Origin of the sequence: Acidovorax sp. ACV01 (assembly GCF_014851495.1) — a bacterium.
Taxonomy (GTDB): Bacteria; Pseudomonadota; Gammaproteobacteria; order Burkholderiales; family Burkholderiaceae_C; genus Acidovorax; species Acidovorax radicis.
Genome location: NZ_JACUZT010000003.1, coordinates 591,007 through 617,396, shown reverse-complemented (window position 1 = coordinate 617,396; position 26,390 = coordinate 591,007). Strand labels below are relative to the sequence as shown.

At 66.8% G+C, this 26,390-nt stretch carries 26 protein-coding genes; 20 read left to right on the top strand and 6 right to left on the bottom strand.

The annotated features are described in order from the left end of the window. The first annotated feature begins 7 nt into the window (after positions 1 to 7). Entirely contained in the window at positions 8 to 2,377 is a 2,370-nt protein-coding gene (locus IB243_RS11505) for a DUF1631 domain-containing protein (protein ID WP_057227561.1), read from the top strand. 87 nt (positions 2,378 to 2,464) lie between these two features. On the opposite strand, the gene dprA is transcribed toward IB243_RS11505, so the two are convergent. After that, entirely contained in the window at positions 2,465 to 3,649 is a 1,185-nt protein-coding gene (gene dprA, locus IB243_RS11500) for a DNA-processing protein DprA (protein WP_057227563.1), read from the bottom strand. Positions 3,650 to 3,739: 90 nt separating this feature from the next. After that, the gene (locus IB243_RS11495) at positions 3,740 to 4,957 is read right to left on the bottom strand and encodes a LysM peptidoglycan-binding domain-containing protein (protein WP_010464621.1); all 1,218 of its coding nucleotides are present in this window, start codon (positions 4,955 to 4,957) and stop codon (positions 3,740 to 3,742) included. Positions 4,958 to 5,156: 199 nt separating this feature from the next. On the opposite strand from IB243_RS11495, the gene def reads away from it, so the two are divergent. From def to IB243_RS11435, 12 genes are all read left to right on the top strand, one after another. Next, complete coding sequence (gene def, locus IB243_RS11490; protein WP_010464622.1) at positions 5,157 to 5,666, top strand: peptide deformylase; 510 nt, start codon at positions 5,157 to 5,159, stop codon at positions 5,664 to 5,666. Continuing rightward, complete coding sequence (locus IB243_RS11485; RefSeq protein WP_010464624.1) at positions 5,666 to 6,172, top strand: hypothetical protein; 507 nt, start codon at positions 5,666 to 5,668, stop codon at positions 6,170 to 6,172. The genes def and IB243_RS11485 overlap by 1 nt, the downstream gene beginning before the upstream one ends. A 29-nt stretch (positions 6,173 to 6,201) precedes the next feature. Beyond that, positions 6,202 to 7,191: a methionyl-tRNA formyltransferase gene (gene fmt, locus IB243_RS11480; protein WP_192427101.1), complete on the top strand. Its 990-nt coding sequence runs from the start codon at positions 6,202 to 6,204 to the stop codon at positions 7,189 to 7,191. Beyond that, positions 7,188 to 8,012, top strand: a complete 825-nt coding sequence (locus IB243_RS11475; RefSeq protein WP_010464629.1) for an AzlC family ABC transporter permease — start codon at positions 7,188 to 7,190, stop codon at positions 8,010 to 8,012. The genes fmt and IB243_RS11475 overlap by 4 nt, the downstream gene beginning before the upstream one ends. Next, positions 8,009 to 8,347 carry an AzlD domain-containing protein gene (locus IB243_RS11470; protein WP_010464630.1) on the top strand — a complete coding sequence of 113 codons (339 nt, stop codon included), beginning with the start codon at positions 8,009 to 8,011 and terminating at the stop codon, positions 8,345 to 8,347. Before IB243_RS11475 ends, IB243_RS11470 begins: the two co-directional genes overlap by 4 nt. Positions 8,348 to 8,521: 174 nt before the next feature. Beyond that, complete coding sequence (locus IB243_RS11465) at positions 8,522 to 9,721, top strand: phosphoglycerate kinase (RefSeq protein WP_010464631.1); 1,200 nt, start codon at positions 8,522 to 8,524, stop codon at positions 9,719 to 9,721. Between the two features lie 209 nt (positions 9,722 to 9,930). Beyond that, a complete protein-coding gene (locus IB243_RS11460; RefSeq protein WP_010464632.1) occupies positions 9,931 to 10,617 on the top strand; it encodes a hypothetical protein in 687 nt (228 codons plus the stop codon). After that, entirely contained in the window at positions 10,614 to 11,171 is a 558-nt protein-coding gene (locus IB243_RS11455; RefSeq protein ID WP_010464633.1) for a FlgO family outer membrane protein, read from the top strand. Before IB243_RS11460 ends, IB243_RS11455 begins: the two co-directional genes overlap by 4 nt. A gap of 178 nt (positions 11,172 to 11,349) precedes the next feature. Then, positions 11,350 to 12,177, top strand: a complete 828-nt coding sequence (pyrF, locus tag IB243_RS11450) for an orotidine-5'-phosphate decarboxylase (RefSeq protein WP_192427100.1) — start codon at positions 11,350 to 11,352, stop codon at positions 12,175 to 12,177. A gap of 53 nt (positions 12,178 to 12,230) precedes the next feature. Then, positions 12,231 to 13,127 carry a LysR family transcriptional regulator gene (locus IB243_RS11445; RefSeq protein ID WP_192427099.1) on the top strand — a complete coding sequence of 299 codons (897 nt, stop codon included), beginning with the start codon at positions 12,231 to 12,233 and terminating at the stop codon, positions 13,125 to 13,127. Between the two features lie 123 nt (positions 13,128 to 13,250). Beyond that, positions 13,251 to 14,234, top strand: a complete 984-nt coding sequence (locus tag IB243_RS11440) for a tripartite tricarboxylate transporter substrate binding protein (protein WP_192427098.1) — start codon at positions 13,251 to 13,253, stop codon at positions 14,232 to 14,234. Beyond that, on the top strand, positions 14,231 to 15,226 hold the full coding sequence (locus IB243_RS11435) for a succinylglutamate desuccinylase/aspartoacylase family protein (RefSeq protein WP_192427096.1): 996 nt from the start codon (positions 14,231 to 14,233) through the stop codon (positions 15,224 to 15,226). The genes IB243_RS11440 and IB243_RS11435 overlap by 4 nt, the downstream gene beginning before the upstream one ends. Before the next feature lie 81 nt (positions 15,227 to 15,307). Here the strand turns inward: IB243_RS11435 and IB243_RS11430 are convergent, their stop codons facing one another. Beyond that, positions 15,308 to 16,426, bottom strand: coding sequence for a helix-turn-helix transcriptional regulator (locus tag IB243_RS11430; protein ID WP_225584894.1), 1,119 nt, complete (start codon positions 16,424 to 16,426; stop codon positions 15,308 to 15,310). Positions 16,427 to 16,664: 238 nt separating this feature from the next. Here IB243_RS11430 and IB243_RS11425 point away from each other — a divergent pair, with 238 nt between their 5' ends. The 6 genes from IB243_RS11425 to IB243_RS11400 all read left to right on the top strand — a co-directional run bounded on the left by IB243_RS11425 (position 16,665) and on the right by IB243_RS11400 (position 21,079). Beyond that, entirely contained in the window at positions 16,665 to 17,345 is a 681-nt protein-coding gene (locus IB243_RS11425; protein WP_192427094.1) for a hypothetical protein, read from the top strand. 106 nt (positions 17,346 to 17,451) lie between these two features. Continuing rightward, positions 17,452 to 18,129: a hypothetical protein gene (locus IB243_RS11420; RefSeq protein WP_192427092.1), complete on the top strand. Its 678-nt coding sequence runs from the start codon at positions 17,452 to 17,454 to the stop codon at positions 18,127 to 18,129. Positions 18,130 to 18,182: 53 nt separating this feature from the next. Further along, positions 18,183 to 19,118 (top strand): Ig domain-containing protein, encoded by a 936-nt coding sequence (locus IB243_RS11415; protein WP_192427090.1) that lies wholly within the window; start codon positions 18,183 to 18,185, stop codon positions 19,116 to 19,118. A 190-nt stretch (positions 19,119 to 19,308) separates the two neighbouring features. Beyond that, the gene (locus IB243_RS11410) at positions 19,309 to 19,719 is read left to right on the top strand and encodes a globin family protein (RefSeq protein WP_192427088.1); all 411 of its coding nucleotides are present in this window, start codon (positions 19,309 to 19,311) and stop codon (positions 19,717 to 19,719) included. Positions 19,720 to 19,751: 32 nt separating this feature from the next. Further along, positions 19,752 to 20,117, top strand: a complete 366-nt coding sequence (locus IB243_RS11405) for a hypothetical protein (protein ID WP_192427086.1) — start codon at positions 19,752 to 19,754, stop codon at positions 20,115 to 20,117. Positions 20,118 to 20,143: 26 nt separating this feature from the next. Further along, positions 20,144 to 21,079 carry a DKNYY domain-containing protein gene (locus tag IB243_RS11400; RefSeq protein ID WP_192427084.1) on the top strand — a complete coding sequence of 312 codons (936 nt, stop codon included), beginning with the start codon at positions 20,144 to 20,146 and terminating at the stop codon, positions 21,077 to 21,079. Between the two features lie 111 nt (positions 21,080 to 21,190). Here IB243_RS11400 and IB243_RS11395 read toward each other — a convergent pair whose 3' ends face one another. After that, positions 21,191 to 21,631 (bottom strand): acyl-CoA thioesterase, encoded by a 441-nt coding sequence (locus IB243_RS11395; RefSeq protein ID WP_057227585.1) that lies wholly within the window; start codon positions 21,629 to 21,631, stop codon positions 21,191 to 21,193. Between the two features lie 279 nt (positions 21,632 to 21,910). Between IB243_RS11395 and IB243_RS11390 the strand changes: the two genes are divergently transcribed. Beyond that, the gene (locus IB243_RS11390) at positions 21,911 to 23,893 is read left to right on the top strand and encodes a methyl-accepting chemotaxis protein (protein WP_192427082.1); all 1,983 of its coding nucleotides are present in this window, start codon (positions 21,911 to 21,913) and stop codon (positions 23,891 to 23,893) included. Between the two features lie 130 nt (positions 23,894 to 24,023). On the opposite strand, the gene IB243_RS11385 is transcribed toward IB243_RS11390, so the two are convergent. Together IB243_RS11385 and IB243_RS11380 are read right to left on the bottom strand one after the other, a co-directional pair. Next, positions 24,024 to 25,424 carry an ATP-binding protein gene (locus IB243_RS11385; RefSeq protein WP_192427080.1) on the bottom strand — a complete coding sequence of 467 codons (1,401 nt, stop codon included), beginning with the start codon at positions 25,422 to 25,424 and terminating at the stop codon, positions 24,024 to 24,026. After that, positions 25,421 to 26,185, bottom strand: a complete 765-nt coding sequence (locus IB243_RS11380; protein WP_192427433.1) for a response regulator — start codon at positions 26,183 to 26,185, stop codon at positions 25,421 to 25,423. The genes IB243_RS11385 and IB243_RS11380 overlap by 4 nt, the downstream gene beginning before the upstream one ends. Between the last annotated feature and the right edge of the window lie 205 nt (positions 26,186 to 26,390).

Here is a 26,390-nt window from a genome sequence, read left to right as displayed (position 1 = left end):
TCGGCCCATGCAGCCCACACCCTCTTCCGTTCCGCAGCGCCGGCTAGCCCGCCAGGCACGCCAGCGGTTGGTCGAGGGGCTTTGCGCCGGACTTCCCGACCTGGACAAGACCGTCCTGGATTTTCTGACGACGCTGATGACCCAGACAGGCACGGCGCGCGAAATGCAGTCGCACCGTGATGCCTGGATGCTCTACCAGCAACGGCATTCCGTCTGGACCGATCGCACCGGCAAGGCATGGCGCGATGCACTGGCACCCCACAGCAGCACCACCCGCGGCGCGCTGGCCACCAACGGCGCGGGCCCGCAGTTCGAGCTGCTGAGCGACGACGTGGTGGAAAACAAGATCCTGGCTTCGCGCATGGCCCTCACGGTCAGCGAGCAGGTCAGCCAACAATTCGACACGCTGCGCCAGCGCACCCAGTCGCTGGAAGGCCAGGAGCTCGACAACAGCGACATCCTCCGTCCTGAGGCCGTGTGCCTGCTGCTGGTCGAACAGTGGGTGGAGGCTGGCCTGCCACGCACCGACCTGCAGACCGTGGTCGACCCGCTGCAGCGCGAACTGGCCAACCTGCTCCAGAAGCAATACCAGGCCGTCAACGTGTTCTATGTGGAACAGGGTGTGACGCCCCAGACCGACCTGAAGTCGCGTGTGCGGCGCACGGCAGGTGGCGCAGTCACCGGCGGCGGTACCAACAACGACTCCGGCGCGGGAGGCCTGGCGTCCCAGGCGCTGGCCCAGACCCGGGACGCCATGGCGGCAGCGCGTGGAGGCATGACCCCCCAGGGCGGCCGCACCCCGCAGCAGCATCCGCCCCGCATGCCCCCACCGGGCTACCCGCAGCACGGCATGCCCACCGCGTTTGCTACGGGCATGACTCCCCTGGCACGCGCTCGCCAGCGCGCCCATGGCGTGATGGGGCAATTGCGCAGGCTGCTGACCCAGCCCGCCACCGGGTTTGACATGGTCAATGCCCCACCGGCGTCTGCGGCGCTGGCCCATGCCCTCACCGCCCACCGCGTGCATGCGGACACCTACTACAGCGGCGTTGCCACGCTGATGGAGGACTACAGCCCTGCGGCCGTGGTGCAGTTGGCAGGGGCCGTGCGCGAACGCTCGACCGAACTCAAGAAAAAAGCCTCCACGGCAGGGGAAAAAGCCATCATCGAAGTGGTGGCCCTCATGTTCCAGAGCATCCTGGCCGAAGACCGCATTCCGCCAGCCGTGCGCGTCTGGTTTGCACGGCTGCAGGTGCCTGTGCTGCGCGTGGCCCTGGCGGAGCCGGAGTTTTTCAGCAATCTCAACCACCCCGCGCGCCAGTTGATCGACCGCATGGGCGCCTGTGTGATGGGCTTTGACGCCACCAGCATCAATGGCAGCGCGCTGGAGGCAGAGATCCGCCGCGTGGTTCAGGTGATCGAGCAATACCCCGAAACCGGCCGCCGGGTGTTCCAGCTGGTCTACGACGAGTTCGAGAAGTTCCTGTCCAAGTTCCTCACCGAAAAGCAGGCCACCTCGCGCCTGGTGACGGTGGCCCAGCAGGTCGAACAGAAGGAAACGCTGGCGATCCAGTACACCATCGAACTGCGCACCATGCTGCGCGACATGCCGGTACGCGACGAGATCCGCGAGTTTCTCTTCAAGACCTGGGCCGAGGTCCTGGCCCTCTCGGCTGTGCGCGACGGCCCCCAGCACGCAGACACCATCTCGCTCAAGCGCACCGCCGCCGACCTCGTCTGGGCCGCCAGCGCCAAGCCCAACCGCAGCGACCGCGCACAGGTCATCCAGAATCTTCCAGGCCTGCTGCAGCGCCTGCGCCAGGGATTGGCCCTCATGGGCATCAACGGAGCGATACAGGACACCCAGATCAAGGTCCTGACCGACACACTGGCCGATGCCTTCCTGTCCAAGACGGCTTCCATTCCCCAGGCACACATCGACGCCATGGCCAAACGCCTTGCCAATCTGGAGGACTTCATTAGCGACGCAACGCTGGGCGATATGCCACTCAATGCGGACAACATCGAGATGATGCTGGGCATTGATGCCTCTTCGATCCATGTGGTTGCCGACAACGGCGCCCCGGTGGAGGACGCCATGGTGGCCTGGGCCCAGGAACTGCAACCCGGTACCTGGTACACGCTGGACCACAACGGCGCCTCGGCCCAGGTGCAGTACGCGTGGCAGAGCCAGCGCAAACAGTTGCACCTGTTCGCGGCCGTGGATGGCAGCAGCTACCTGATCCAGCTGCGCAGGCTGGCTGCGTACCTGCAGGCCGGCTTGCTCGTTGCGCAGGACGAAGAAGGCCTGACCTTGCGCGCCACACGCGACGCATTGGCCAAGCTGGACGCCAACCCCGAGCGGTTGCTGGACTGAGGCTGTTTTCAGGCGAGGGCGTCAACGCAGTGCTACCGCCCGCGGTGACACCAAGGCACGCCACAGACGCAAGATCCTGAGCAAGCGTCAGGCGCTTCCCAGTCGCTGGTACAGGCCACCGGGCAAACGCGCCACTTGGCCATCCAGTTCCAGCTCCAGCAATTCCACCTGCAGCGACGCGGCGTCCAGGCCCGTGCGGGCCACCAGCGCATCGACACCCATGGGGTCAAAGCCCAACGCCTGCAGTAGGGGGCTTTCGGCCTCTCGGGTGGCCATGGGTTCGCCGACAGGCGCGGCAGCCCCAGAATCTGCCGAGCGCCTGTCGCCCATCGGAGCGGGAGGCATGCGCAATTCCTCCAGCACATCCTGCGCGGATTCCACCAGCTTGGCGCCCTGGCGTATGAGCGCATGGCAACCCCGCGATTGCGGCGCGTGAATGGAGCCGGGGATGGCGAAGACCTCACGGCCCTGCTCAGCCGCCATTCGGGCGGTGATCAGCGACCCCGATGCCAATGCCGCCTCTACCACGAGGGTGCCTTGAGAGAGGCCGGAGATGATGCGGTTGCGCTTGGGAAAATTGGCCGCCAGCGGTGGTGTGCCCAAGGGGTACTCGCTGACCAGCAGCCCATGGGCAGCGATGCGGTGGGCGAGGTCTAGGTTCTTGCGAGGGTAGACACGGTCCAGCCCTGTGCCCACCACAGCAATGGTGGCAGGTGCAACCTCCACCGTCGGGCCAGTGGGCACGTCCAGCGCGCCCTCATGGGCGGCAGCATCCACCCCCAGTGCGAGCCCCGAGACAATGGTGAAGCCCGCCCCGCGCAAGGTTCGGGAGAAGAGCCGCGCGTTTTCCGCGCCTTGCGCGGTCGGGTTGCGGCTTCCGACGACCGCAAGGCACCGGTCCGTGGGAAACGGGTTTTGCGCAAGCAACTGGGCTGGCCCCATCAGGTACATGAGCAGCGGCGGGTCTTCGGTGTCGAGAAGCGACGGCGGATACCGGGCATCACCCAGAGTGACCACCGCACGGGCAGGCCCCTGCAAATCTGCACCCTCCAGCCATTGCCAGGTGGCCTCCAGCAACGCTTCCCAGGTGCTGGGCACGGTGCACAGCGCCTTGGCTTGGGCCAAGGTCACACAGTGCTGCAAGGCCGATTCGGGCTGCCGGAAGATTTCCTGGGGCAGGCCAAAGCGTGTCAGCAGACGCCGCGCCGCGCCATTTCCCACACCCGGGGAAAGGGTGAGGCGCAGCCAAGCACCCAACTCTTCGCGGTCCATGGTGGCGGTTCTTGGAGGAAACAGCGGCAGCGCCAGCCAAGCCACCCAGCCGCCCGCAGGCGGCTGCGCGGCCAAGGCAGGCCCTCGCAGTTATTCCTGAGGATTGATCAGGCGATCGCCCACGCGCACGCCACTGCGGATTTCCAGAATCAGTGCATACGAGACGCGGTCGAAGGTGCGGAACACCATGGCGGTACCGTTGCTCTCGCTGGGCAGCTTGATCGTGGTCTTCGCATCGCCGGTCACATCCTTGATGCGGTCGCCCTTGGTCAGCAACGACAGGACGTGGCCTGGCTCGATGCCGTCCTGCGCACCCATGTTGATCGCAACCACCTGGTTCTGTGCGGCATAAGCCGCCGAGAAGCTGCCATAGATGGAGACGACCCGCGCATCCACATCGATATGGGGCGCACGGGGGGTGTAGCTGGTAAAGACCCGGGCAGGCGCGGGCAGGATGCGGTCCCCTGCGCGAATCTCCTCCTTGGTGCCGGACAGATCCACGGTGGCAGGCACATATTCGGAAACATAGCCGCCCTTGCCATTGGGAATGTCTTCAAAAGACTCGCCCCGCACCAGCTCTGCCTTGCCCAGGTACTGCGCTTCGTAACCGAGGATTTCGCCCGTCACCGGATCCTTCATGGCCACCGCATCGCGGAAGACACGGAAGAAGCGCGGCTCGCCCGGCTCGGCGCGAACAGGTGCCGAAGCGTCACCGCGCACATAGGCACGGTCGCCACTGGCCATCAGCACGCGATCTTCGGTAGTGGCCACGATGCGGGGTGCCCGCTGGAGCACTTGGGCATCCACCACCAGGGGCTCCACAAGGAAGGGCTCGATCAGGTGGGACTTGAGCGTGGGAAGCGCGGTACTGGCCAGGCTGTCGCTGCGGGTGCGGGGAGACACGCGCACCGTCTGTGGTTCGGACTCGGAAACGCCGGGTGGCGTGGTCCGCAGGCGGGCATAACCGCCATCCTTGTCCAGATAGAGCGTCTGACCGGGATAAATCAGGTGGGGGTTCGCAATGGCCTTGAGGTTCATGCCCCACAGTTCAGGCCAGCGCCAGGGACGCTTGAGGTACAGGCCCGCAATACCCCACAGCGTGTCGCCACGCTGAACCGTGTAGGTGTCGGGCGCATTAGGCGCCAGCTCTGAAAGGGGGATACCGCGCTCAGAAACCTGCTGCGCCGTGGCGCGCTGGCCACTGGAGACGGAATGGTTCTGGGCCTGAGCCGGTGCGACCAGCAAAGCGCCAGCGATGATGGTGAGCGCGCCCAGGGCGGTCCGCCGCACGCTGGTGAATGCTGTCATGTTGTTCCTTTTCTCATGCATTGGGAAACGCCCCCTCGCTGGCACCTCGGTGCACGGAGCAACCGCGCAGCCGGGCAAATACGTTACAAAGCTTCTTAGATTCTCTGCTCAAGCCCTTGATTCGGCAACGATTATTGGCCTGGAGCGCTGCAGCAGGCCTTAAAAGTGGCGAAAATAGCGACATCTTTTGGCAGCTTTCATGGCAATCCTCCCCATTCTCTGTTACCCGGACCCCCGGCTTCATAAGGTTGCACACCCCATCCAGGCAGTGGACGACCGCATCCGGACATTGGTCTCCGACATGCTGGCCACCATGTACGACGCCCATGGCATTGGCCTGGCTGCCACCCAGGTGGATGTGCACGAGCGGCTGGTGGTCATCGATGTCTCTGAAGAGCGCGACCAACCGCTGGTGCTGATCAATCCCGAACTTGTCTGGACCAGTGCCGAAAAGCACCTCAATGACGAAGGCTGCCTCTCGGTGCCCGGCATCTACGACGGTGTCGAGCGTTTCGATGCCGTGCACGTGCGGGCATTGGACGCGCAGGGCCAGTCCCGCGTCATCGAGGCCGATGGGCTGCTGGCGGTGTGCATTCAGCACGAGATGGACCACCTGATGGGCAAGGTGTTTGTGGAGTACCTCTCTCCGCTCAAGCGCAACCGCATCAAGACCAAGATGATCAAGCAGCAGCGGGGAGCCCGCGAGTGATGCGCCCGGCGCTCTGCACCCTGAGGGGTGGCGGAGTGCTGGCGCTTCTGGCGCTGGTCGTTCAACTGGCGGGCTGTGCGCTGCCTGCCCGCGAAGAGCCCGGCGCCCTGCGCGCCGAGGTGGTCGCCCGGCTGGGGCCGCCCACCGCCACCGTCCCCCTGCCAAGCGGCGAGCGCCTGCTGTACTCCGAACTCCCCGCAGGGTTTGCGGCCTACAACCTCGATTTCGACGCCAGCGGCAGGCTGGTGCGCAACGAGCAGGTGCTGACGCAGACGCGCTTTGAGAACATTCCCGTGGGTGTATGGACTGCCGCCGATGTGCAACGCACCTTCGGCCCCCCCTTGCGCGTGGAGCGCGTGGCACGGTTTGAGGGCGACATCTGGACCTACCGCTTCCGCCAGAACTCCGACCCGCGCCTTGCCCACGTTCACCTGGACCCCCAGGGCGTGGTGCGGCTGGTGATGTTCACGGACGAGCTTCCCAACTTTGACAACACGCGCGACTGAGTGCGCACTTACCTCCCAACATCTGTTTCATGAGAGTCATTTTTGCCGGTACGCCTGAATTTGCCCGTGTGGCGCTGGAGCGGCTGCTGGCCGCAGAATTCACGGTGCCCCTGGTTCTGACCCAGCCCGACCGCCCCGCCGGGCGCGGCATGAAGCTTCAGGCATCCCCCGTCAAGCAATGCGCGCTGGAGCACGGCATCCCCGTCGCGCAGCCGCGCAGCCTGCGCCTGGATGGCAAGTACCCCGATGACGCAACCGCCGCGCGCGATGCGCTGCGGTCCGCGCAGGCCGATGTGATGGTGGTGGCTGCCTATGGGCTCATCCTGCCGCAGTGGGTGCTGGATCTCCCGGCCCAGGGATGTCTCAACATCCACGCCAGCCTGCTGCCGCGCTGGCGCGGCGCCGCCCCCATCCACCGTGCCATTGAGTCCGGGGATGCCGAAACCGGCGTCACCATCATGCAGATGGACGCCGGCCTGGACACCGGCGCCATGCTGCTGATGGAACGGCTGGCCATCGCCCCCACAGACACGACCGCCGCCCTGCACGACCGGCTGGCCACCCTCGGGGGCCGCATGATCGTGGAGGCGTTGGAGCTGGCGGCTTGTGGAGGGCTGAAGGCCGTACCCCAGCCCACCGAGGGCATCACCTATGCCCACAAGATCGAGAAGGCCGAGAGCACCATTGACTGGTCGCTGCCCGCCAGGGTGATCGGCCAGCGCATCCGGGCGTTCGATCCCTTCCCCGGGGCCAGCACTGAATGCGCGGGGGAAACGATCAAGATATGGAACTACGAAATTGATAGCAATAAATCAAATACAGATAAGCGCCACGGCCAAATTTTATCGGTAGACAGCGACGGAGTGGTGGTCGCCTGCGGCGAGGGTGCGTTGCGACTGACCACCTTGCAGCGCGCGGGCGGCAAGCGGCTGGCGGCGGCGGACTTCCTGCGGGGCTTCGACCTCCGACCCGGCATGGTGCTGGGCACCCCGCCCCCCACGGCGGCGACACCGGCATGAGCCGCAGGGCCGCGATCGGCAGCACGCTGCGCCACCCTTCCTTTCGCGTGGCCGCCATCGACATGGCGGGCACGGCCGTGGGCATCGGGGCCTGGGGCCTGGTGACCGGGGTCGTCATGGTCAAAAGTGGCCTGCCGGTCGGCATCGCCATCTTCATGTCGCTGGTGGTGTATGCCGGCAGCGCGCAGCTGGCCGTCATCCCCCTGATGGCCGTGGGTGCACCGCTGTGGGTGGTCTGGCTGACGGCCAGCTGCGTGAACCTGCGCTTCGTGATCTTCAGCAGCATGTGGCGCAGCTACTTCGTGCATCTGCCGCTGCGCCAGCGCCTGGCCGTGGGCTATTTCAGCGGCGACGTGATCTACGTGGCCTTCATGAAGCGCTTCCCCGAGCCACGTCCCCAGCCCGAGCAGGTGCCCTATTTCTGGGGCGCGGCCACCACCAACTGGCTGGCCTGGCAGGTGCCGTCCATCGCGGGCATCCTGCTGGCCAACGCCGTGCCGCTGTCGTGGGGCCTGGGGTTTGCGGGCGTGCTGGCACTGCTAGGTGTGCTGCTGTCGCTGCTGTTCGACCGGGCCACCTGGCTGGCCACCGGTGTTGCCGCCACGGCCGCGATTGCCGCCTTTGCATTGCCGCTCAAGCTCAACATCCTGGTGGCCATTGCCGCCGCGGTCGCCGCCGGCCTGCTGATGGAGGCGGTGGACCGCCGCCGCCACAAACCCGAACTGGTCCTGCTGCCTGCGGACAGTGTGCTGCCGCCCGAAGAGCGCGAGCAGGTCGAGGCGGGCGATGTCGTGCCACTGCGCGAGGAGCGTCATCCATGAACCACTGGTCCTGGATCGAACCCGCCATCGCCATCTTCGGCCTGGCCGTGATCACAGTGGTGTCGCGCTCGTTCTTCATGATTCCCGAACGCGAATTGCCGCTGCCCGACTGGCTCAAGCGTGGGCTCAAGTACGCACCACTGGCAGCACTGGCTGCAGTCATTGCGCCCGAGATGCTCATGACGAAGGGCGAACTGATTGACACCTTCATGGATGCCCGACTCCCTGCGGTGGTGTGCGCAGCCGCCTACTACTTCTGGCAGCGCGGCATCCTGGGCACCATCGTCGTCGGCATGGTGGTGTACCTGCCACTGCACATCGGCTGGGGCTGGTAGGCGGTGAAGCCCCCCTGAGTCGCCTTTGGCGCCTTCCCCCGGAGGGGGACGCACCCGGTGGCCTGGCAAAGCCAGTTCCACGGGTGCACTGGCATGGGCACGCGGGAGCCGCATGGGCTTCGATCACTAAAATGGCGGCGCTGATCCACGTGCCCTCACCAAGCTAACCACTCCATGAACATCCTCCGCTTTTCCGATCTGTGCGCCCAAGGCAAGGCCCAAGGCCAGCGCGTCTTCATCCGCGCCGACCTGAACGTGCCCCAGGACGATGCTGGCCGCATCACCGAAGACACCCGCATCCGCGCATCGATTCCCTGCATCCGCCTGGCTCTGGACGCAGGGGCTGCCGTCATGGTGACCAGCCACCTCGGTCGCCCAACCGAAGGTGAATTCAAGCCCGAAGACTCGCTGGCCCCCGTGGCCAAGCGCCTGGCAGAGCTTCTGGGCCGCGAGGTGCCGCTGGTCTCGAACTGGGTGGATGGCGTCACCGTCGCCCCCGGCCAGGTCGTGCTGCTGGAGAACTGCCGCCTGAATGTGGGCGAAAAGAAGAACAAGGAAGACCTGGCCCGCAAGCTGGCCGCGCTGTGCGACATCTTCGTGAACGATGCCTTTGGCACCGCCCACCGCGCCGAAGGCACGACCTATGGCATCGCGCAGTTCGCCCCCATCGCCTGCGCCGGCCCGCTGCTGTCGGCCGAGATCGACGCCCTGACCAAGGCCCTGGCCCATCCTCAGCGCCCACTGGCAGCCATCGTGGCGGGCTCCAAGGTCTCGACCAAACTCACCATCCTCAAGAGCCTGGCCGACAAGGTGGACCAGCTCATCGTGGGCGGCGGCATTGCCAACACCTTCATGCTGGCGGCGGGCCTGCCCATCGGCAAAAGCCTGGCCGAACCCGACCTGCTGGACGAAGCGCGCGCCGTGATTGCCGCGATGAAGGCGCGCGGCGCCGAAGTTCCGATCCCGACCGACGTGGTCACCGCCAAGGCCTTTGCGGCCGACGCCCCGGCCACCGTCAAGGCCGCCACCGAAGTGGCCGAGGACGACCTGATCCTCGACATCGGCCCCGAAACCGCCGCACGCCTGGCCACCCAACTCAAATCCGCCGGCACCATTGTTTGGAACGGCCCAGTGGGCGTATTTGAATTCGCGGCCTTCGAAAACGGCACCCGCGAAATTGCGAAAGCCATTGCCGAATCGCCCGCCTTCAGCATCGCGGGCGGTGGCGACACCCTGGCGGCCATCGCCAAATATGGCATCGAGAAACAGGTGGGCTACATCTCCACCGGCGGCGGCGCGTTTCTGGAAGTGCTGGAAGGCAGAACACTTCCCGCGTTCGAGATTCTCGAAAAACGCTTCGTTACCATCGCTTGAAATCTGTTACGCACGCGAACACAAGCAAATGCAGCCTCGCGTAAGCAAGCACGCCAATCTGTGACCAAAAACAACGAATTGCGTGTGTCTGGGCGCAGTTACCTCATTTTTTTCTTGTTTTTGTTGAGTATCGCGCCCAGAATTATTTTTCAATCGCGTGGGATGTATCTGTTCATGTCCCCGCCTCTCAAAGTCCGTAGGAGGGAATCATGAAATTTTCAAAGGCAGTCAGCTTGGCGGTACTCGCTGGCGCTGTGGCTACTTTGGCGGGATGTGCTTATCGTTCGCCCATTCCCCTGGCGGAGAACTTTGAGCTGACCGTACAACCCAAGGTCCGCTCTGCGGGCCACTGGGAGCTGGTCTCGAACGATGTGGTGGCGCAAACCCTTAGCACGCTCGACAAGTCCGGTGTGGCACCAGGTACGCAGCTGCATGTGGCTCTGCCACCCAACCCCAGCTCGTTTGACCTCGCGTTCCGCGATTTCCTGATCACCAAGCTGGTCCAAAGCGGCGCCCCTGTGCTGCAAGACCCCGGCCAAACGCTCAACGTGACCTACAACACGCAGATCGTCCGCCACAACAGCCCACGCCCCCACTTCATTCCCGGCCAGTTCACCATGATTGCAGCGGGCCTGATGGCCGGCTATGGCCTGCGCCATGAACACCTGGACCTGCAGCTGCTGGCCACGCTGGGCCTGACCTCGCTGGCCGACTACGGCGCCAGCATCAACTCGGGCGGCCCGACCAACACCGAAATGATCCTGACCACCACCGTGACGCGTGGCGGCCAGTACGTGGTGCGCAAGACCGACGTGTACTACCTGGAAAATGCGGACACGCCCCTGTTCATGCGTCCGTCCTATAGGAACGTCAACATGAAGGTAGTTTCGCAATGAAATCCACAGCACTTCTGACCGCGCTGGCCGCAGCAGCCCTGCTGGCTGGCTGCGCCAACAACGGCGCGCCCGTGCGCACGGAACCCACGTACCAGGAAGCTGCCAGCAACCAGTTCCTGACCAGCAGCCAGGATGCCGTGGCCAAGCTGACCGCTGGCTTCGACATGAGCACCATCGGCAGCGGCCCTGTCCTGGTTGCCACGGTGGTCAACGTGAACGACCTGAGCCGCTCAGCCCCTCTGGGCCGCACCCTGTCCGAGCAATATGCCTCGCACATGGCCAGCGGTGGCTTCAACGTCAAGGAAATCAAGCTGCGTGGCGACGTTTTCGTGCGCGAAGGTGCTGGCGAGTTGTTGCTGTCGCGTGAAATCAAAGACATTGCACGCAGCCACAACGCCTCGCTGGTGCTCGTGGGCACGTACTCGGCTGCAGCCAACTACACCTACGTAAGCCTGAAGCTTGTGCGCACCGAAGACAGCCGCATCATCCGTGGCTACGACTACGCACTGCCCAACGACCGTGACGTGCAACGCCTGCTGGCGGTACCGCGCTGAGACTGAGGGAATAGGCTGGACGCTAGCCCACCCCCGAGCAAGACCCCAAAAAGGCCGTTTCGACGGCCTTTTTTGTTGCCTGCTGAATGCCGGGGGACGGACGCTCACGCGTTCTCAACCGCCTCGACAGCCGTAGAACCACGTGGCGGTGCATGCCACCCCACCTAAAATCACGCCCATGACCTTCACCGACATGCTGCGCGACGCCACGGCGCAGAACAATTCCCTGCTGTGCGTGGGCCTGGACCCGGAACCGACGCGGTTTCCTGCCGGGATGCAGGGCGACCCGCACAAGATCTATGACTTTTGCGCCGCCATCGTGGACGCCACGGCCGACCTGGCGTGTGCCTTCAAGCCCCAGATCGCCTACTTCGCTGCACACAGCGCCGAAGACCAGCTCGAGCGCCTGATGCAGCACATGCGTGCCAATGCGCCACACGTACCGGTGATCCTGGACGCCAAGCGCGGCGACATCGGCTCCACGGCCGAGCAGTACGCCAAGGAGGCCTTCGAACGCTACGGTGCCGATGCCGTCACGCTGTCGCCGTTCATGGGCTTCGACTCCATCGAGCCCTACCTGGCCTACCACGGCAAAGGCGCCTTCCTGCTGTGCCGCACCTCCAACCCGGGCGGGGACGACCTGCAGACCCAGCGTCTGGCCAGCGTCGAAGGCCAGCCGCTGATGTACGAACACGTGGCGCGTCTGGCGCAAGGGCCCTGGAACAAAAACGGCCAGCTCGGCCTGGTGGTGGGCGCGACCTACCCGCAGGAAATCGAGCGCGTGCGCGCCATTGCGCCCACGCTGCCGCTGCTGATCCCGGGTGTGGGCGCTCAGGGCGGCGACGCCGCAGCCACCGTACGCGCAGGGCTGCGCGATGGCGGTCCGATCATCGTGAACTCCTCGCGCTCCATCCTTTACGCCTCCAAGGGCGACGATTTTGCTGCGGCAGCACGCACCGAGGCGCAGCGCACCCGCGCCGTGCTCGAAGCAGCCCGCGCGCGCTGACCCTCGCCGACGGCACCTTTAGCCCCCAACGCTGCGGCACCTGGATCGCCACCATGCAGCTCAAGTGGCTGGAAGACTTCATCGTGTTGGCGCAGGAGCGCAGCTTCACCCGCGCCGCCGAACTGCGGCACGTCACGCACCCGGCCTTCGGCCGCCGCATCCGCGCGCTGGAAGCCTGGGCAGGCACGCCGCTGGTCGAACGCGGCGGTGGCCCGGTCACCCTCACACCGGCAGGACTGAGCTTTCTGGAGACGGCAGGACAGCTGGCGCGCAATTTGGCGCAGTCGCACGAGGAGCTGCAAAGCCTGGCCGGCCGGCAGGCCCGCACGGTGACGCTCGCCACCGGCCGCACGCTGGCACGCACCGTGGTGGCCGACTGGCTGGTGCGCCTGCAGCCGATTTTGCAGGGCGGCGAGCTGTGCATCCGCACCCGGGCGCTGGCCGACACCGTCGCCCTGCTGGAACGCAATGAGGCCGACTTCTCGCTGGTCTACCACCACCCGGCGCTGGCGGTGCGGCTGGATGCGCGCCAGTTCATGCATGTAACCGTGGCGTCCGACCGGCTGGTGCCCATCTCGCGGGCGACGGCACAGGGTCAGGCGCTGCACCGCTTCGGGCAGGACCACCTGCCGGTGCCTTACCTGGCCTATGCACCCCAGCTCGCTCTAGGGCGGCTGGTGGAAGACCATCTGGCACACAACCCGAATGCGCCCCTGCTTCAGCGCGTGGTGGAGTGCGATTCGGCAGACGCACACTACGAATACGTGCAAAAGGGCCTGGGCGTGGCCTGGTTGCCTTGGTCCATGGTGCATGCGGACTGCCTGGCCAAGCGCCTCGCGCCGGCGGGTGATGCGCGCATGGAAGTGCGTTTTGACGTACGCCTGTACCGCCCCAAGCGCCGCCTGGGCCCGCTGGCCGAGGCACTGTGGAAAGCCCTGGCCCAGCGCTGACACCCCGGGTTTGCCCGAAGGGGACGAACCACTTTGGCACAAACTGGTGCCAGTTCAGCACCACAGACACCGATCCGCCTTTTCACAATGGTTCCACCACAAGAACCCCCACCCGGAGCCCCCATGCGAACCACCCACCCCCTGCCACGCCGCGCCGCCCTGTTGTGCGGTCTGGCCACCCTGGTTGCCACTGCGGCCATGGCGCAAGATGCCGCCTATCCCTCCAAGCCCATCACCATCGTTGTGGGCTACCCCCCGGGCGGCAGCACCGACCTGACCGCACGCACCGTGGCGACCGAGCTGGGCAACAAACTGGGCGTGCCGGTGGTGATCGAGAACATCGGCGGCGCCGGTGGCGCCATCGGCGCCCAGAAGGTGGCCAGCGCGGCGCCGGACGGCTACACCCTGCTCGTGGGCGCCAGCAACGAGATCGCCATCAACAAGCTGGTGACCAAGAAGGTGAAGTACGACGTGAAGGACTTCACCGCCATCGGCCTGATCGCCTCGCAGCCGCTGGTGCTGGTGGCGTCCACTGGCGCGGGCGTGAAGAACCTTGCCGAGTTCACGCAGAAGGTCTCCAAGAACCCCGGCAAGTTCAGCTATGGCAGCTCGGGCGTGGGCACCTCGCTGCACCTCGCGGGCGAGATGGTCAAGGAGCAGGGCAAGCTGTTCATGACCCACATCCCCTACCGCGGCGTAGCGCCGCTGGCCAACGACCTCATGGGCAACAACCTGGAATACGGCGTGTTCGTGCTCTCCAGCGGCCTGCCGCACATCAAGAGCGGCAAGGTGATCGCCCTGGGCACCACCGAAGCCAAACGCTCGGCCGCCACCCCTGACATCCCCGCCCTGGCCGAAACCGCGCAGTACAAGAACGTGGACATCGGCGTGTGGTTTGCCCTCATGGCGCCTGCGAATCTGCCCAAGCCGGTGTTCGACAAGGTGAAGAAGGCCCTGAACGACAGCCTGCAGTCGCCCGACTTCCGCAAGAAGATGGAAGCCACCGGCTCCACCGTCGCGGCCACCAACGTGAACATCGACCAGTACCTGGCGGCCGAAGTGGCCAAGTACAAGAAGATCGTCGAATTCGCCAAGATCGAAGAATGAGCAACACCACCGACCATCCCGCCGTACAGCCGCTTGTGTTCAAGCTGCCCCCGCCCGACATCAGCGCCTGGCGTGCCGGCAACACCGGCACCGAAGGCGTGTGGCACTTCGACTCGGGCCAGCCCGGGCGCCACGTCATGATCAGCGCCCTGGTGCACGGCAACGAGCTGTGCGGCGCCTGGGCGCTCAAGGGCCTGCTGGAGGCCGGCGTGCGCCCGCAGCAGGGCACGCTCACCCTCGCGTTCTGCAACCTTGAAGCGTTTGACCGCTTCGACGCCAGCAGCCACGACGCCTCGCGCTTCACCGACGAAGACCTCAACCGCCAGTGGCTGGACGAGCGCATCGACGCGGCCGACACGGCTGAGCGCCGCCGGGCCGCCGCGTTGCGCCCTTTTGTGGCCCGCGCAGACTGGCTGCTCGACATCCACTCCATGCACGAGCCCTCGGCACCGCTGCTGCTCACCGGTACTCAGCCGCGCAACCTGGAGCTGGCGCGCGCCATGCGCTCGCCCGAACACATCGTGGTGGACGCAGGCCACAAGGACGGCGTGCGCATGCGCGACTACGGCCGCTTCGGTTTGCCCGACGGCGAGGGCGGCGACACCCGCTCCCTGCTCATCGAATGTGGCTTCCACGGTGACCCCGCCAGCCGCACCGTGGCGCAGGACCAGTGTGTGCGTTTCCTCGCTCAGTCCGGCGTGCTTAGCGCCGAGGCCTTGGCGCAGCAGTTGCCCGGCTGGTGCCTGCCCGATGCGCCCCGCCAGTGGGCGCTGGAAGTGACCGGGCCCGTGGTGGCCACCAGCAGCGCCTTCCGCTTCGTGGCGCCTTACACGGGCCTGGAGGTGTTCGAGAAAGCCAGCACGGTGATCGGCGATAACGACGGCGTGCCGGTGGCCACACCGTACGACGATTGCGTGCTGGTGATGCCCTCGGTGCGGCAGGCGCGGGCGGGCGTAACGGTGGTGCGTTTTGCGCGGCGACGTGTGCTGTAGGCGGCGACAAGTCGCGCGATTTGCTACATTTTTGCTAGCTACTAGTGCTTGATAGACAGGCGCTGGTGGGTCATTGGATGGCTATTTCGCCAGATAGGCCTGCAGCTCCTTGCGGCTTTGCACGCCCAGCCGCGTGTAGATCTGCCGCCGGTGGTACGTGGCGGTGTTGGCGCTGATGCCCATGCGTGCGGCGATCTGTTCTTCAGGCACGCCGCGCGCGAGCCAGTAGGCCAGCTCCTGCTGGCGCTGCGGCAGGCCCAGCGCGCGCAGCGTGGGCAGCAGCCGCGCCACGCGCGCCACCCGCTGCGTGATGTGGATGCCCACGGCCTGGCCGCCGTGGTGCTCGCCCGTGCCGGATTCCGCCGCGGCGGCCATCTGCGTGGCGCGCAGCGAAAACCAGCCGCTGGCGTTGTGCAAGTCCAGTTGCGGCAGCGCGGGCGTCCGGCCCCGGTCCATGCCGCCCCGCTCCACATACCGCAGGCGCTCCAGCAGCACGCGCAGTGCGGGCGGCAGCTCACTGCGGTGGTACCAGCGCAGGCCAAAAGCCAGCGCCATCAGCTGGTCTGCCTGGGGCGACGTCCACAGCAGCCGGCCCTGCGGCGTGGCGACCAGCATGGCGCTGTCGTGCACCACGCTGTCCTGCGCATCCATCTCGCCGGGCTGCAAGGCACGCGCCAGCCAGGGCGAGAGCCGCTCCAGCAGCGCGATGTCTTCGGTCTCAAAGCGTGGCGCGCCCGGCCTGCGGCACAGCTTGAGCGAGCCCACCCCCCGGCCCTGCGGCGTGCGCAGCACCAGGCTCAGAAAATCCTGCCACTCGGACGGCCGCGCCAGCTCGTTGTAGAAGTCGCTGCGGATGAACTCGTTGCGCGACACGGTGATGATCTGCTCCATCGACAGGACGCCGTGCTCATGGCGCACGGCGGCGGCGAAGTCGTGCAGGCTGTAGCGCACCAGCTGGAGCTCCTGTGCCCTCATGGCCGGATCGAAGTAGCGGTACATCCACTCGCGCGCCGCCGAGGGCTCGATGTACGCATCCAACGTGCCCTCGGCATCGGGGTGGAAGTACACGCCCGTATCAAAGCCGATCAGGTGGTGCAGCTCCTGCAGCACGGGCTCGATGAGCTGCAGGCCGCTGAAATCCAGGCAGGCCATCTGATGCAGGCGCGCCAAGGCGTGCCGCTGGATGCGGGAAATTGGCATGGAGTATTGAAGTTATGTGCCGTGGCGCACCAGGCAATGCACCGCTGCAACGCTAGCACAGCGGGTGTTTTCGCCACCCACCCCCGGGGGTGGGGCGCGGCGGCCGATGGATTCATACACTGGACGACAGAGAGGTTTTGCTCCTGAAAGCATAGCTACAAGTGATTGTCGGACAGGCGCTAAGGCCTTTTTCTGATCAAACCCCGCCACCACCTCACCTGCCCGCCGCTGTACATCCATGAGAAAGCACCTTGCCCTTTTCGCCCTTGCTGCCCTGGCCAGCCTCACCCATGCGGGCGCATGGGCCGCGACCTACGTCTACACCGGCGCCACCTACAGCAGCTTGGTCCACAACTTCACTGCCCCTTGCGGCGCGAGCCCCTGCCAGATCTTTACCGCGGGCATGCGGCAGACCGGCAGCATCACCACCAACCAGCCCCTTGCGCCCAACCTGAACGACGCGGACGTGTCTCCCCTCATTGCCAGCTATGCATTCAACGATGGCGTCACCCAGTACACCAGCGCGAACCTTTCCGATGGCTTGCTGTATGCGTTGGTGACCACGGACGCGGCAGGAAACATCACCGACAGCCACATCGCCATCACCCACTGGCAAACCGCAAACCATCTGGTGGGTGGGCGGATGGGCCTCGTGCTGGTGAACCCGGGCGGCTTTTCCAACAGCTCCTTCAACGAGCTCTGCACCACCGTCAGCAACGCGGGCATCTGCACCGGCACAGCGGAGGACACCTCCACCAGCTACGCCGTGGCCCCAGCCCAGAGCGGCGCCTGGGCGCCCATCGCCCCGGCGAGCGTGCAGGCCGTGCCGGTCGACAACCCCGTGGCTTTGCTGCTGACGGCCGCCGGCCTGCTCGGCCTGGCCCTGCGCAGCCGGCGCACGCTGCGCCTCGCCGCATGAACGGCCGCCCGTGCTTTTCGCACACCGCCTCCTGGCCCCTTCTACCTTCGGGCCCAGCCGCGGCATCTTGATTTCGCCCTCCAGGGCATTGCACCTTGCTCATCCCATGAAAAAACACATTGCACCGATGGCGCTGTTCGTGCTGGCTGCCCTCACCCACGCCAGCGCCTGGGCCTCCACCTACAGCTTCACCAACAACCCCTACGACCCGGCCAGCCTGCACAACTACACGCCCCCCTGCAGCGACGGCAACTGCGCCAACTTCACGGCCGCCCTGGCGCCCACGGCCACCTTCACCACGGCCGTTCCGCTGGCGCCCAACCTGACCAACACCGACGTCCTTTTTCCCGGCGGCAACATCCTGGCATTCACGGTGTCCGACGGGATCACCACCTATACCCTGGGTGACCCGCAGGTGACGGTGTACCAGGTGAGAGTCTCCACCGATGCCGCAGGCCAGGTGACGGCGCTGTCGATGATCGTCGCGCGCTGGCAGAACCCCGGCCCGCACAGCGGCGCCAACATGCGGCTGGATTCGGTCAACACCGCGGCCGGCGCGTACCACAACGTGATATGCCAGGCCGTCGATATCGAAGACCGGTGCTCCATCTGGGAAGCGAGCGGCAGCATCGACGGCAACACCAGCTGGGCCAATGTGGGCGCGGTGCCTGCGGGCGCCGTGCAGAGCGTGCCTGTAGACAACCCCTTCGCCCTGGCGCTGGCCGCGTTGGGCGTGCTCGGAGTGGCATTGCGCAAGCGGGGCGCCTGGCTCACCCAGCGATAGATCCCATGCATTTCCCGACCACGATTTCAAGCGCCATGGCTTTCAAGGCAACCATGAAACATCACCTTGCACTGCTGGCTGCAGCCGCCCTTTGGGCAACAGCCCAGGCCCCGGCCCTCGCCGCTACCTACACCTACATCGGTGCTACCTACACAAGCAACTCCATCAGCCCTTTCACTGCGCCCTGCGCCACACCCACTTGCGCCGACTTCACCACGACCATGAGGCAGACCGGCAGTTTCACCACCGCGGTGCCGCTGGCGGCCAATTTGAACCATGCCGACATCCTGCCCCTGATCACGTCCTACTCGTTCAACGACGGGCTTTACCAATACAGCAGTACAGCATCGGGCGACAACATGCTGTTCGCCTTCGCATCCACGGATTCAGCGGGCAACATCGTCGCTAGCGATATCCAGATATTCCAATGGCAAACCGCGAGCCATGGCTTGAATGACCGGGTGAACGCCATCACGGTGGATGCCGTCAGCCGCTCCAACACTCCTTGCCCAAGCTTGGAGAGCCCTGGCGTGTGCAGGAATACGAATGACGACGCCTCCACCAGCCGGGCGTCCATCCACGTCGGCGCCAGCGGCTGGAGCACCAACGCAGCCCCTTCGGGCCCTCCCACCATCACCAGCCCTACGCCGCCTGGCGGCACCTTGGGAGTGCCCTACAGCTACACAGTGGTGGCTGCGGGCGCTCAGCCGATGAACTTCATCGACGCGGGCACCTTGCCGGCGGGCCTGTCCATCGACCCCAACACCGGCGCCATCACAGGCACGCCCCTGGCAACGGGCAGCTACCAGGTCACCCTCACGGCCAACAACGGCCTGATGCCCAGCGCGGTGCAAAGCTTCACGATGGCCATCGCGCCCGCCGCCGCTGTGCAGGCAGTGCCTGTAGACAACCCCTTCGCTCTGGCACTGGCCACCGCCGGCATGCTGGGCCTGGCCCTGCGCGGCCGGCGCACAGGGCCTTTCAAATAGCAGCCGTCCCCGCAGGGGCCAGGCCGCACAAAAGCAAAACGGCTGCTGGCACCAACCGTGATGGCAGCCTGTACGCAGACAGGCAGATAGACCGACAGACCGACAGGCAGCGAGTGAGTGAGTTGATAGCGAGTCTTCTCTCCCTTTGCGCGGGCTACGGCCCGCGTCTTTTTTTCAGGAGTTCTCTTCCATGTCCCCCGAACAAATCCACCGCGTGCGCCAGAGCTTTGCGCAGGTGGCGCCCATCGCGGCGCAGGCCGGCGCGCTGTTCTATGCCAACCTGTTCGCGCGCGAGCCGGGCTTGAGCGGCCTTTTCTCCTCGTCTGACATGAACGTGCAGGCACGCAAGCTGCTGGACATGATCGGCAACTCTGTGCGCCTGCTGGACCACCCCGAACGGCTGGACCCCGTGCTGCGCGCCCTAGGCAAGCGCCACGCGGCCTACGGCGTGCAGGCCGCGCACTACGCGACCGTGGGCGCAGCCCTGCTGGAGACGCTGGCCGATGCGCTCGGAGGTGCTTTCACGCCCGCCACGCGCGAGGCCTGGGAGGCGCTGTACGCGCATGTGGGGCGCACCATGCAGGCCGGCGCGACGGCTTAGCGTATAACCCGTTCCCATCGCAGGAGAACTCCATGAAAACCACGTCCCTGGTCCGCTCCACCGCTGCCGCAGCCTGCGTGGCGGGCGTGCTGGCCACCGCTGCTGTCACCGCCATGGCCGATACCACCAAGCCCTTGCTGTTCAAAATCGTCACCGTGCGCGACGAGGTCATCGTCGCCGTGCCGCCGGACGAGGCCGGTGCCCTGCGCCCCGAGGCCGCCGCCATCGGCCAGGCCCTGGCCGCCAAGGGCGCGCTCACCCTCTGGCAATACGCACCGCGCAAAGGGGCCGACGGCGCGCTGGAGATGGCGCCCCGCGCCAAGATCAGCGTGCTGGCGCACGACAGCCTGCGCGTGGAGCCGTACACCGCAGCGGTGCGGGTCGTGCCGGTGCAGTAAGCCCACCGCGCGCCGTTGCGCCTCCCATGCAGAACGAGAATGGCACGCTTCAGCAGGCCCCCACCGGGTTCGCCCGCGTGTGTGCGCTGGCGCTCGGGGCGCTGGCCGCACTGTGCGGCTGCGACGGTGGCGCGGGTTACCAGCGAGGCTGGGCCGTGGGCTGGACCTACGGCGGCGCGGCCTTCACCCCGGGCGACCCCACAACGTTCCAGCCGCTCTCGCCACACTTTGGGCGCGACGCGCAGCAAGGCTACTGCCGGGGCAGCGCAGTGGAGGGCAGCGAGAGCGCCACGTTCGAAGCCCTGTCGGAACACGAGGCACGCGACAGCCGTGCGGTCTACTACTGCAAAACCTACCGCAAGGCGCAGGAGTATTGGGCCTACCAGCACCTGCGCACCACCACCATCCCCGGCGCCGATGCGGCCAGCTACCGCGTGCTGGCCCACGGCCATGCCCACGACCGGCATCGCGCCTACGACCGCGGCCAGCCTTTCGCCGTGCACGATGCGGCCAGCTTCGAGCCGCTCAGCCCCCGCTTTGCGCGCGATGCGCAGCGCGGCTACTTCGAGCATGCCGAGATTCCCGCCAGCCACGGCCCAAGCTTTGCGCTGATGGACGAAGACGACCCCGGCTACGCACGCGACCGCACCCACGCCTGGCACGGCCACATCGAGGTCAATCAGCCCGACCGGGGGCCGCACCCCGTGTTGCGTCTCCTGCGCGGCGCTGACCTGGCCACGCTGCGCGCCCTGGGGCGTGGCTACGCGGCCGATGCGTGGCGGGTGTGGTACCAGGGCGAGCCGCTGGCGCGGGCGGATGCGGCCAGTTTCACCGTGCTGTCCAATGCGACTGCGACTGCGACTGCGACTGCGGACGTGGACGTGGATGCGCGCGACCGCACGCAGGCATGGCAGCGGGGGCGCGTCGTGGCTGGCAAGGACCCTGGCCCGGCCGCAAGGTGAGGCACTGCCGTGCCCACACCAGCGGCCCAGCGGCCCTCCAGCGGCAGGGGCTTGCCCTGCGTTGTGAAGGCCTGGGGACAACCGCAGTGTTTGAACTCCGCCTCCGCGCCCTCATTGCGCCGCCCGCGCGGCGTCCACATGCGCCTTCACCCGCTGCGCCAGGGCCATGTCACCCGGGGTTTCGGGGCTCCATTTGTCAATGGTGCGGGGCTGCTCGTCGGCATCCACCGCCGTGTAGACCGCCACGCAGTGCAGCACCTCTTGCTGCTGTGCGCTGTGGACGCTGCCGCTGCGCACCTCCACCGCCAGGTGCATCGAGGTGTCGGTGGTAAAGGCCAGGCGGGCATGCACCTCCACCAGGTCCCCCGGCCGGATGGGGCGCATGAAATTCGCGCCACCGACAAACTCGGTGATACACGGCCCCTGGGCCCAGGCACTCGCGCAGGCAAAGCCCGCTTCGTCCACCCAGCGCAGCACGGTGCCGCCGGGCACGCGGCCAGCCTGCGGCAGGGTGCTTTGAGACGCCAGGAAACGCAGGGTGATCGATTGCATGCGGGGTGCTCCAAAGGACGGGATGGGTTCATTATTCTCCAGCGCACCATTTGCCGCGGCCCTGCCCCAGCCGACCGAGGGGCGGTGCGGGACGCCCAGCGGACACACACGCGGTGCCGCAAAAAATTGACCTGAGTCAAAACCCTACTGAAGATAGACCCCTACATTGCGTTACATTCCGCGCGGTCTGATGGAGGGCCGCATCCCAGTCGGCGGGTGCCGACACCCCGCCCCTGAGGTCTATCTTTTTGCGCACACATTGACGGTGCGCCTACTGCCATGTCACTTCTGCACCGGTTAAACCTGCTCGAAAAATTCCTCATCCTGGGAACCCTCGGGCTCATGATGAGCGCGCTGCCCACCTACCTGACGGTGCGCGATTCGCTGCACGCCATTGGCCACGCGCGCCACGAGGCGCAGGGCGTGGTCCCCGCACAGGCGCTGACCCGGCTGGTGCAGCAGATGCAGGTGCACCGGGGCCTGTCGGTGGGCATGCTCGGTGGCGACGAAACCCTGGCAGCGCGCCGCCCCGCCGCGCGCGATGCCGTCAACACGGCCCTGGACGACGTCACCACCCGCTTTGCGGCCGCCAAGGTGCCCGCCTCCCAGATGGCCACCTGGACCCAGGCCCAGCAGACCTGGCGCACGCTGGAGCAGGCCGTGGCCGCACGCAGCATCGAGCAGGCCCAGAGCACGGCGCAGCACACGCAGCTCATCGCGTCGCTGCTGCAGCTCAACGAATCCTTGCTGCATGCCTATGGCCTGCAGATCGACCCTGACGCCGACACCCACGCGCTGATCCAGGCCTCGCTGGTGCAGGCGCCCATGCTGGGCGAAAAGCTGGGCATGCTGCGCGCCCAAGGCGCCAGCGCACTGGGCAAGCACGAGCTGACGCCCCAGGGCAAGGGGCAGCTGCTGGTGCTGCAGCAGCGTGTGGCCGAGCTGCAGGCCGACACCTTCCGCGGGCTGGACCGCGCCCTGCAGGGCAACCCCGATCTGCATCGCGCCCTGGGCAGCAGCGCACAGGCGGTGCAGGGCCAGATCCAGCAATCGCTGCAGATGGCCGAGCGCGACGTGATCAACGCCAGCGAACTCCAGCTGCCCTCTAAGGACTATTTCGACGCGTTCACCCGCACCATCGAAGCGCTGAACGCACTCAACAACCTGTCCATGGCCAGCCTGGACCAGGCCCTGCAGGCCCGGGTGTCCGACCTGCAGCGGGGGCTGCTGTGGGTAGCGCTGGCCCTGGTGGTCACGCTGTCGGCCACCAGCGGCATGGCGCTGGTGTTTGTGCGCTCCATGACCGGGCCGCTGACGCAGGCCGTGGCGCTGTCGCGTGCCGTGGCGCAGGGTGACCTGAGCGGCGGCGTGCTGCCCCACGGCACCAACGAAGTTGGCCAGCTGCTGGAAGCGCTGATGCAGATGCGCACCCAGCTCACGCAGGTGGTGCGCCAGGTGCGCAACGGGTCTGAAAACGTGGCCACGGCCAGCGTGCAGATTGCCCAGGGCAACACCGACCTGTCGGCACGCACCGAAAGCCAGGCCAGCGCGCTCGAAGAAACCGCCGCCTCGATGGAGCAGCTCAACGCCACCGTGCGCCAGAACGCCGACAGTGCCCAGCAGGCCAGCCAGTTGGCCGCGAGCGCCAGCACCGTGGCCGTGCAGGGCGGCGAGGTGGTGGCCCAGGTGGTGGACACCATGCAGGGCATCAACGCCTCGTCGCAGAAGATCTCGGACATCATCGGCGTGATCGACTCCATCGCATTCCAGACCAACATCCTCGCGCTCAACGCGGCCGTGGAAGCCGCCCGCGCGGGCGAACAGGGCCGGGGTTTTGCCGTGGTGGCCAGCGAGGTGCGCAGCCTGGCCGGGCGCAGTGCCGAGGCCGCGCGCGAGATCAAGGCCCTCATCAGCGCCAGCGTGGAGCGCGTGGAGCAAGGCACGGCCCTGGTGGACCGCGCGGGCAGCACCATGACCGAGGTGGTGGCGTCCATCCGCCGCGTGACCGACATCGTGGGCGAGATCAGCGCGGCCAGCCACGAACAATCGCTGGGTGTGGCCCAGGTGGGCGAGGCCGTGACGCAGATGGACCAGGTCACACAGCAGAACGCCGCCCTGGTCGAGGAAATGGCCGCCGCCGCCAGCAGCCTGCAGAACCAGGCCGAAGACCTGGTGCATGTGGTGTCGGTGTTCCGGCTGGGGGACGAAGGCCAGGGCCAGCACAGGGCACCACGCCCCACGAATTCGCTACGAATTCAATAGCTATTAGCGCTTACCTATCAAGCGCTAGCGGCCATTTTTATTCAAATTCTGCAGTCCCCGTGACTCCTCGGTGCTGCACGGAGCGGCGGATGGGCCGGGCAGACCGCTCGCTCCTCCGTTGCGCATCCGTTCACGCAGTCGCAGGCTCACCGCCCGGCCCCGCCAGCGGCAACACCAGCCGCGCACGCAGCCCCTGGCCGGGCGCGCTGTGCAACTCCAGCGCACCCCCATGGGCACGCGCCACACGCTCGGCAATCGCCAGCCCGAGCCCGGCCCCGGGGGCGCCCGCACGCGCCGCACCACCGCCGCGCGCAAAAGGCTGGCGCATGTGGTCCAGCTCGTTGGCGTCCATGCCGATGCCGTGGTCGGCCACTTCGATCCACGCCTGCTGCGCACCACCGCCCGTGCGCAGCACCACCGGGGCGGTGCCGTGGCGCCAAGCGTTTTCCACGAGATTGTCCAACGCGCGGCGCAGGGCCTGGGGGCGTACGGGCACGTCGGGCAAGGCACCCAGTTCCAGCAGCAGCGCGCGGCCATGGTCGGCCTGTGCTTCGGCCACGGCCTGGGCCAGGTCGTTGAGCGATGCGGTGATGGGCGCTTCTGTCTCACCACTGCGTGCGAACTGCAGGAACTGGCCCACGATGCCGTCCATCTCGTCGATGCTGCGCGCCATGCTGGCCGCCAGCGGCGCATCGACCTGTGCCCCGGCAATCTCCACGCCCAGGCGCAGTTTGGTCAGCGGCGTGCGCAGGTCATGCGACACGCCCGCCAGCATCAGCGCGCGCTCGTGGTCGGCGGCGGTCAGGCTCTGTGCCATCTGGTTGAAGCTGCGGCCCACGGTGGCGATTTCTTCGGGGCCGGCCTCGGGCAGCACCGCGGGGGTCTGGCCCCGCGCGAGCTGCCGCGCTGCCACCACCACCTGGGCGAGCGGCCGGTGGATGTGCCGCTGCAGCCACCATGCGCCGAGCAGCGCCAGCAACATGCTGACCAGCGTGGCCATGAGCCAGGCGCCGGTGAACTCGCGCGTGGGGAACACGCTGGGCAGGTTCAGCCAATAGCTCTCTGGCCCGTCGGCGCCCTCGTGCATCACACGCAGGGCCAACACGCCGGTGCTGTCGCGGCGCCATAGCGGTTGCGGCGGCTGCGGGCTTTGTGTTGCCGCGCCGTCCGCACCAAGACGGCGCGACACGGCCAACACAAATTGCCGCTCCATGGGCGACAGCAGCGCACGCCGCGCTGCGCTCTCCGGCGCCACAGGCGGTGTGGCCAATGCGGCCTGCCGGTTGAACGCCTCGACAAACGCCCCACGCTGCGCCGGGGGCAGCGCCTGCAGCCCGGCCCGCAGCGCAGCCACGTTGCGCGCCACGCCATCGGCCACCTGCACCACGCGGGGTTGGAAGATCATCTGCCGCACCAGCACCGCCGCCACCAGCTGCCCCAGCACGATGAGCACGGCCATCAGCAGCAGGTTGCGCCCCAGCAGGCTGCGCGGCCAGAGCCCCCAGCGGCGGGTGGTTGCGGAGGCCGTCATGGCTGGCGCCCCCCACCGGGGGCAGCGCCATCGGGCACGAACACATAGCCCACGCCCCACACCGTGCGGATGTGGCGCGGCTGGGCCGGGTCGGCCTCGATGAGCTTGCGCAGGCGCATCACCTGCACGTCGATGCTGCGGTCGGTGGCGGTGTGGTCGGGCCCATAGGCCAGCGCAATAAGCCGGTCGCGTCCCAGGGGCCGGTGCGGTTGTTGCGCCAGCGCCTGCAGCAGCGCGAATTCGCCGGTGGTCAGGGGCACGTCCTGCGCACCGTGGCCATCGTCACCGTCGTTGCGCTCCAGCCGGCGCTCGTCCAGCCACAGCGTGAAGGCGCCAAACACAATGTGCCCACCCGCCTGGCGCGGCCCGGTGTGGGCGCCCAGCACACGTTGGCGCCGCACCATGGCCTGGATGCGGGCCAGCAGCTCGCGCGGGTTGAAGGGCTTGGGCAGGTAATCGTCGGCGCCCATCTCCAGGCCCACGATGCGGTCCACCGGATCGCCACGCGCGGTGAGCATCAGGACGGGAATGGTCTCGCCCTGCGCACGCAGGCGGCGGCAGATGGCCAGGCCGTCCTCGCCCGGCATCATCACGTCGAGCACCAGCACATCAAAGCGCTCGCGCTGCAGCAGCACATCGAGCGGGCCGGCCCCATCCACCGTGCGCACGGTGTAGCCCTGGTCGCTGAGGTAGCGCTGCAGCAGGGCGCGCAGGTCGGGCTCGTCATCGGCGACCAGGATCTTGGCCAGGGTGTCGGTCATGGGTACCAAAGGGGGCGAGTAGGCAAAAGGCGACAGCGTTTGCCAATGGTAGGCGGTTGCCGCACGCATGCACTCCCGGTCATGACAAGGCATGGCGTTGCCACTGGCGTCTGTCATGGTTTGTCATACCTGGGCGCGCGTTTGCCATCACTGGCACACACCTGCCCGCCACATTCGGTACCTGTTCACCGACTTACCAAGGAGC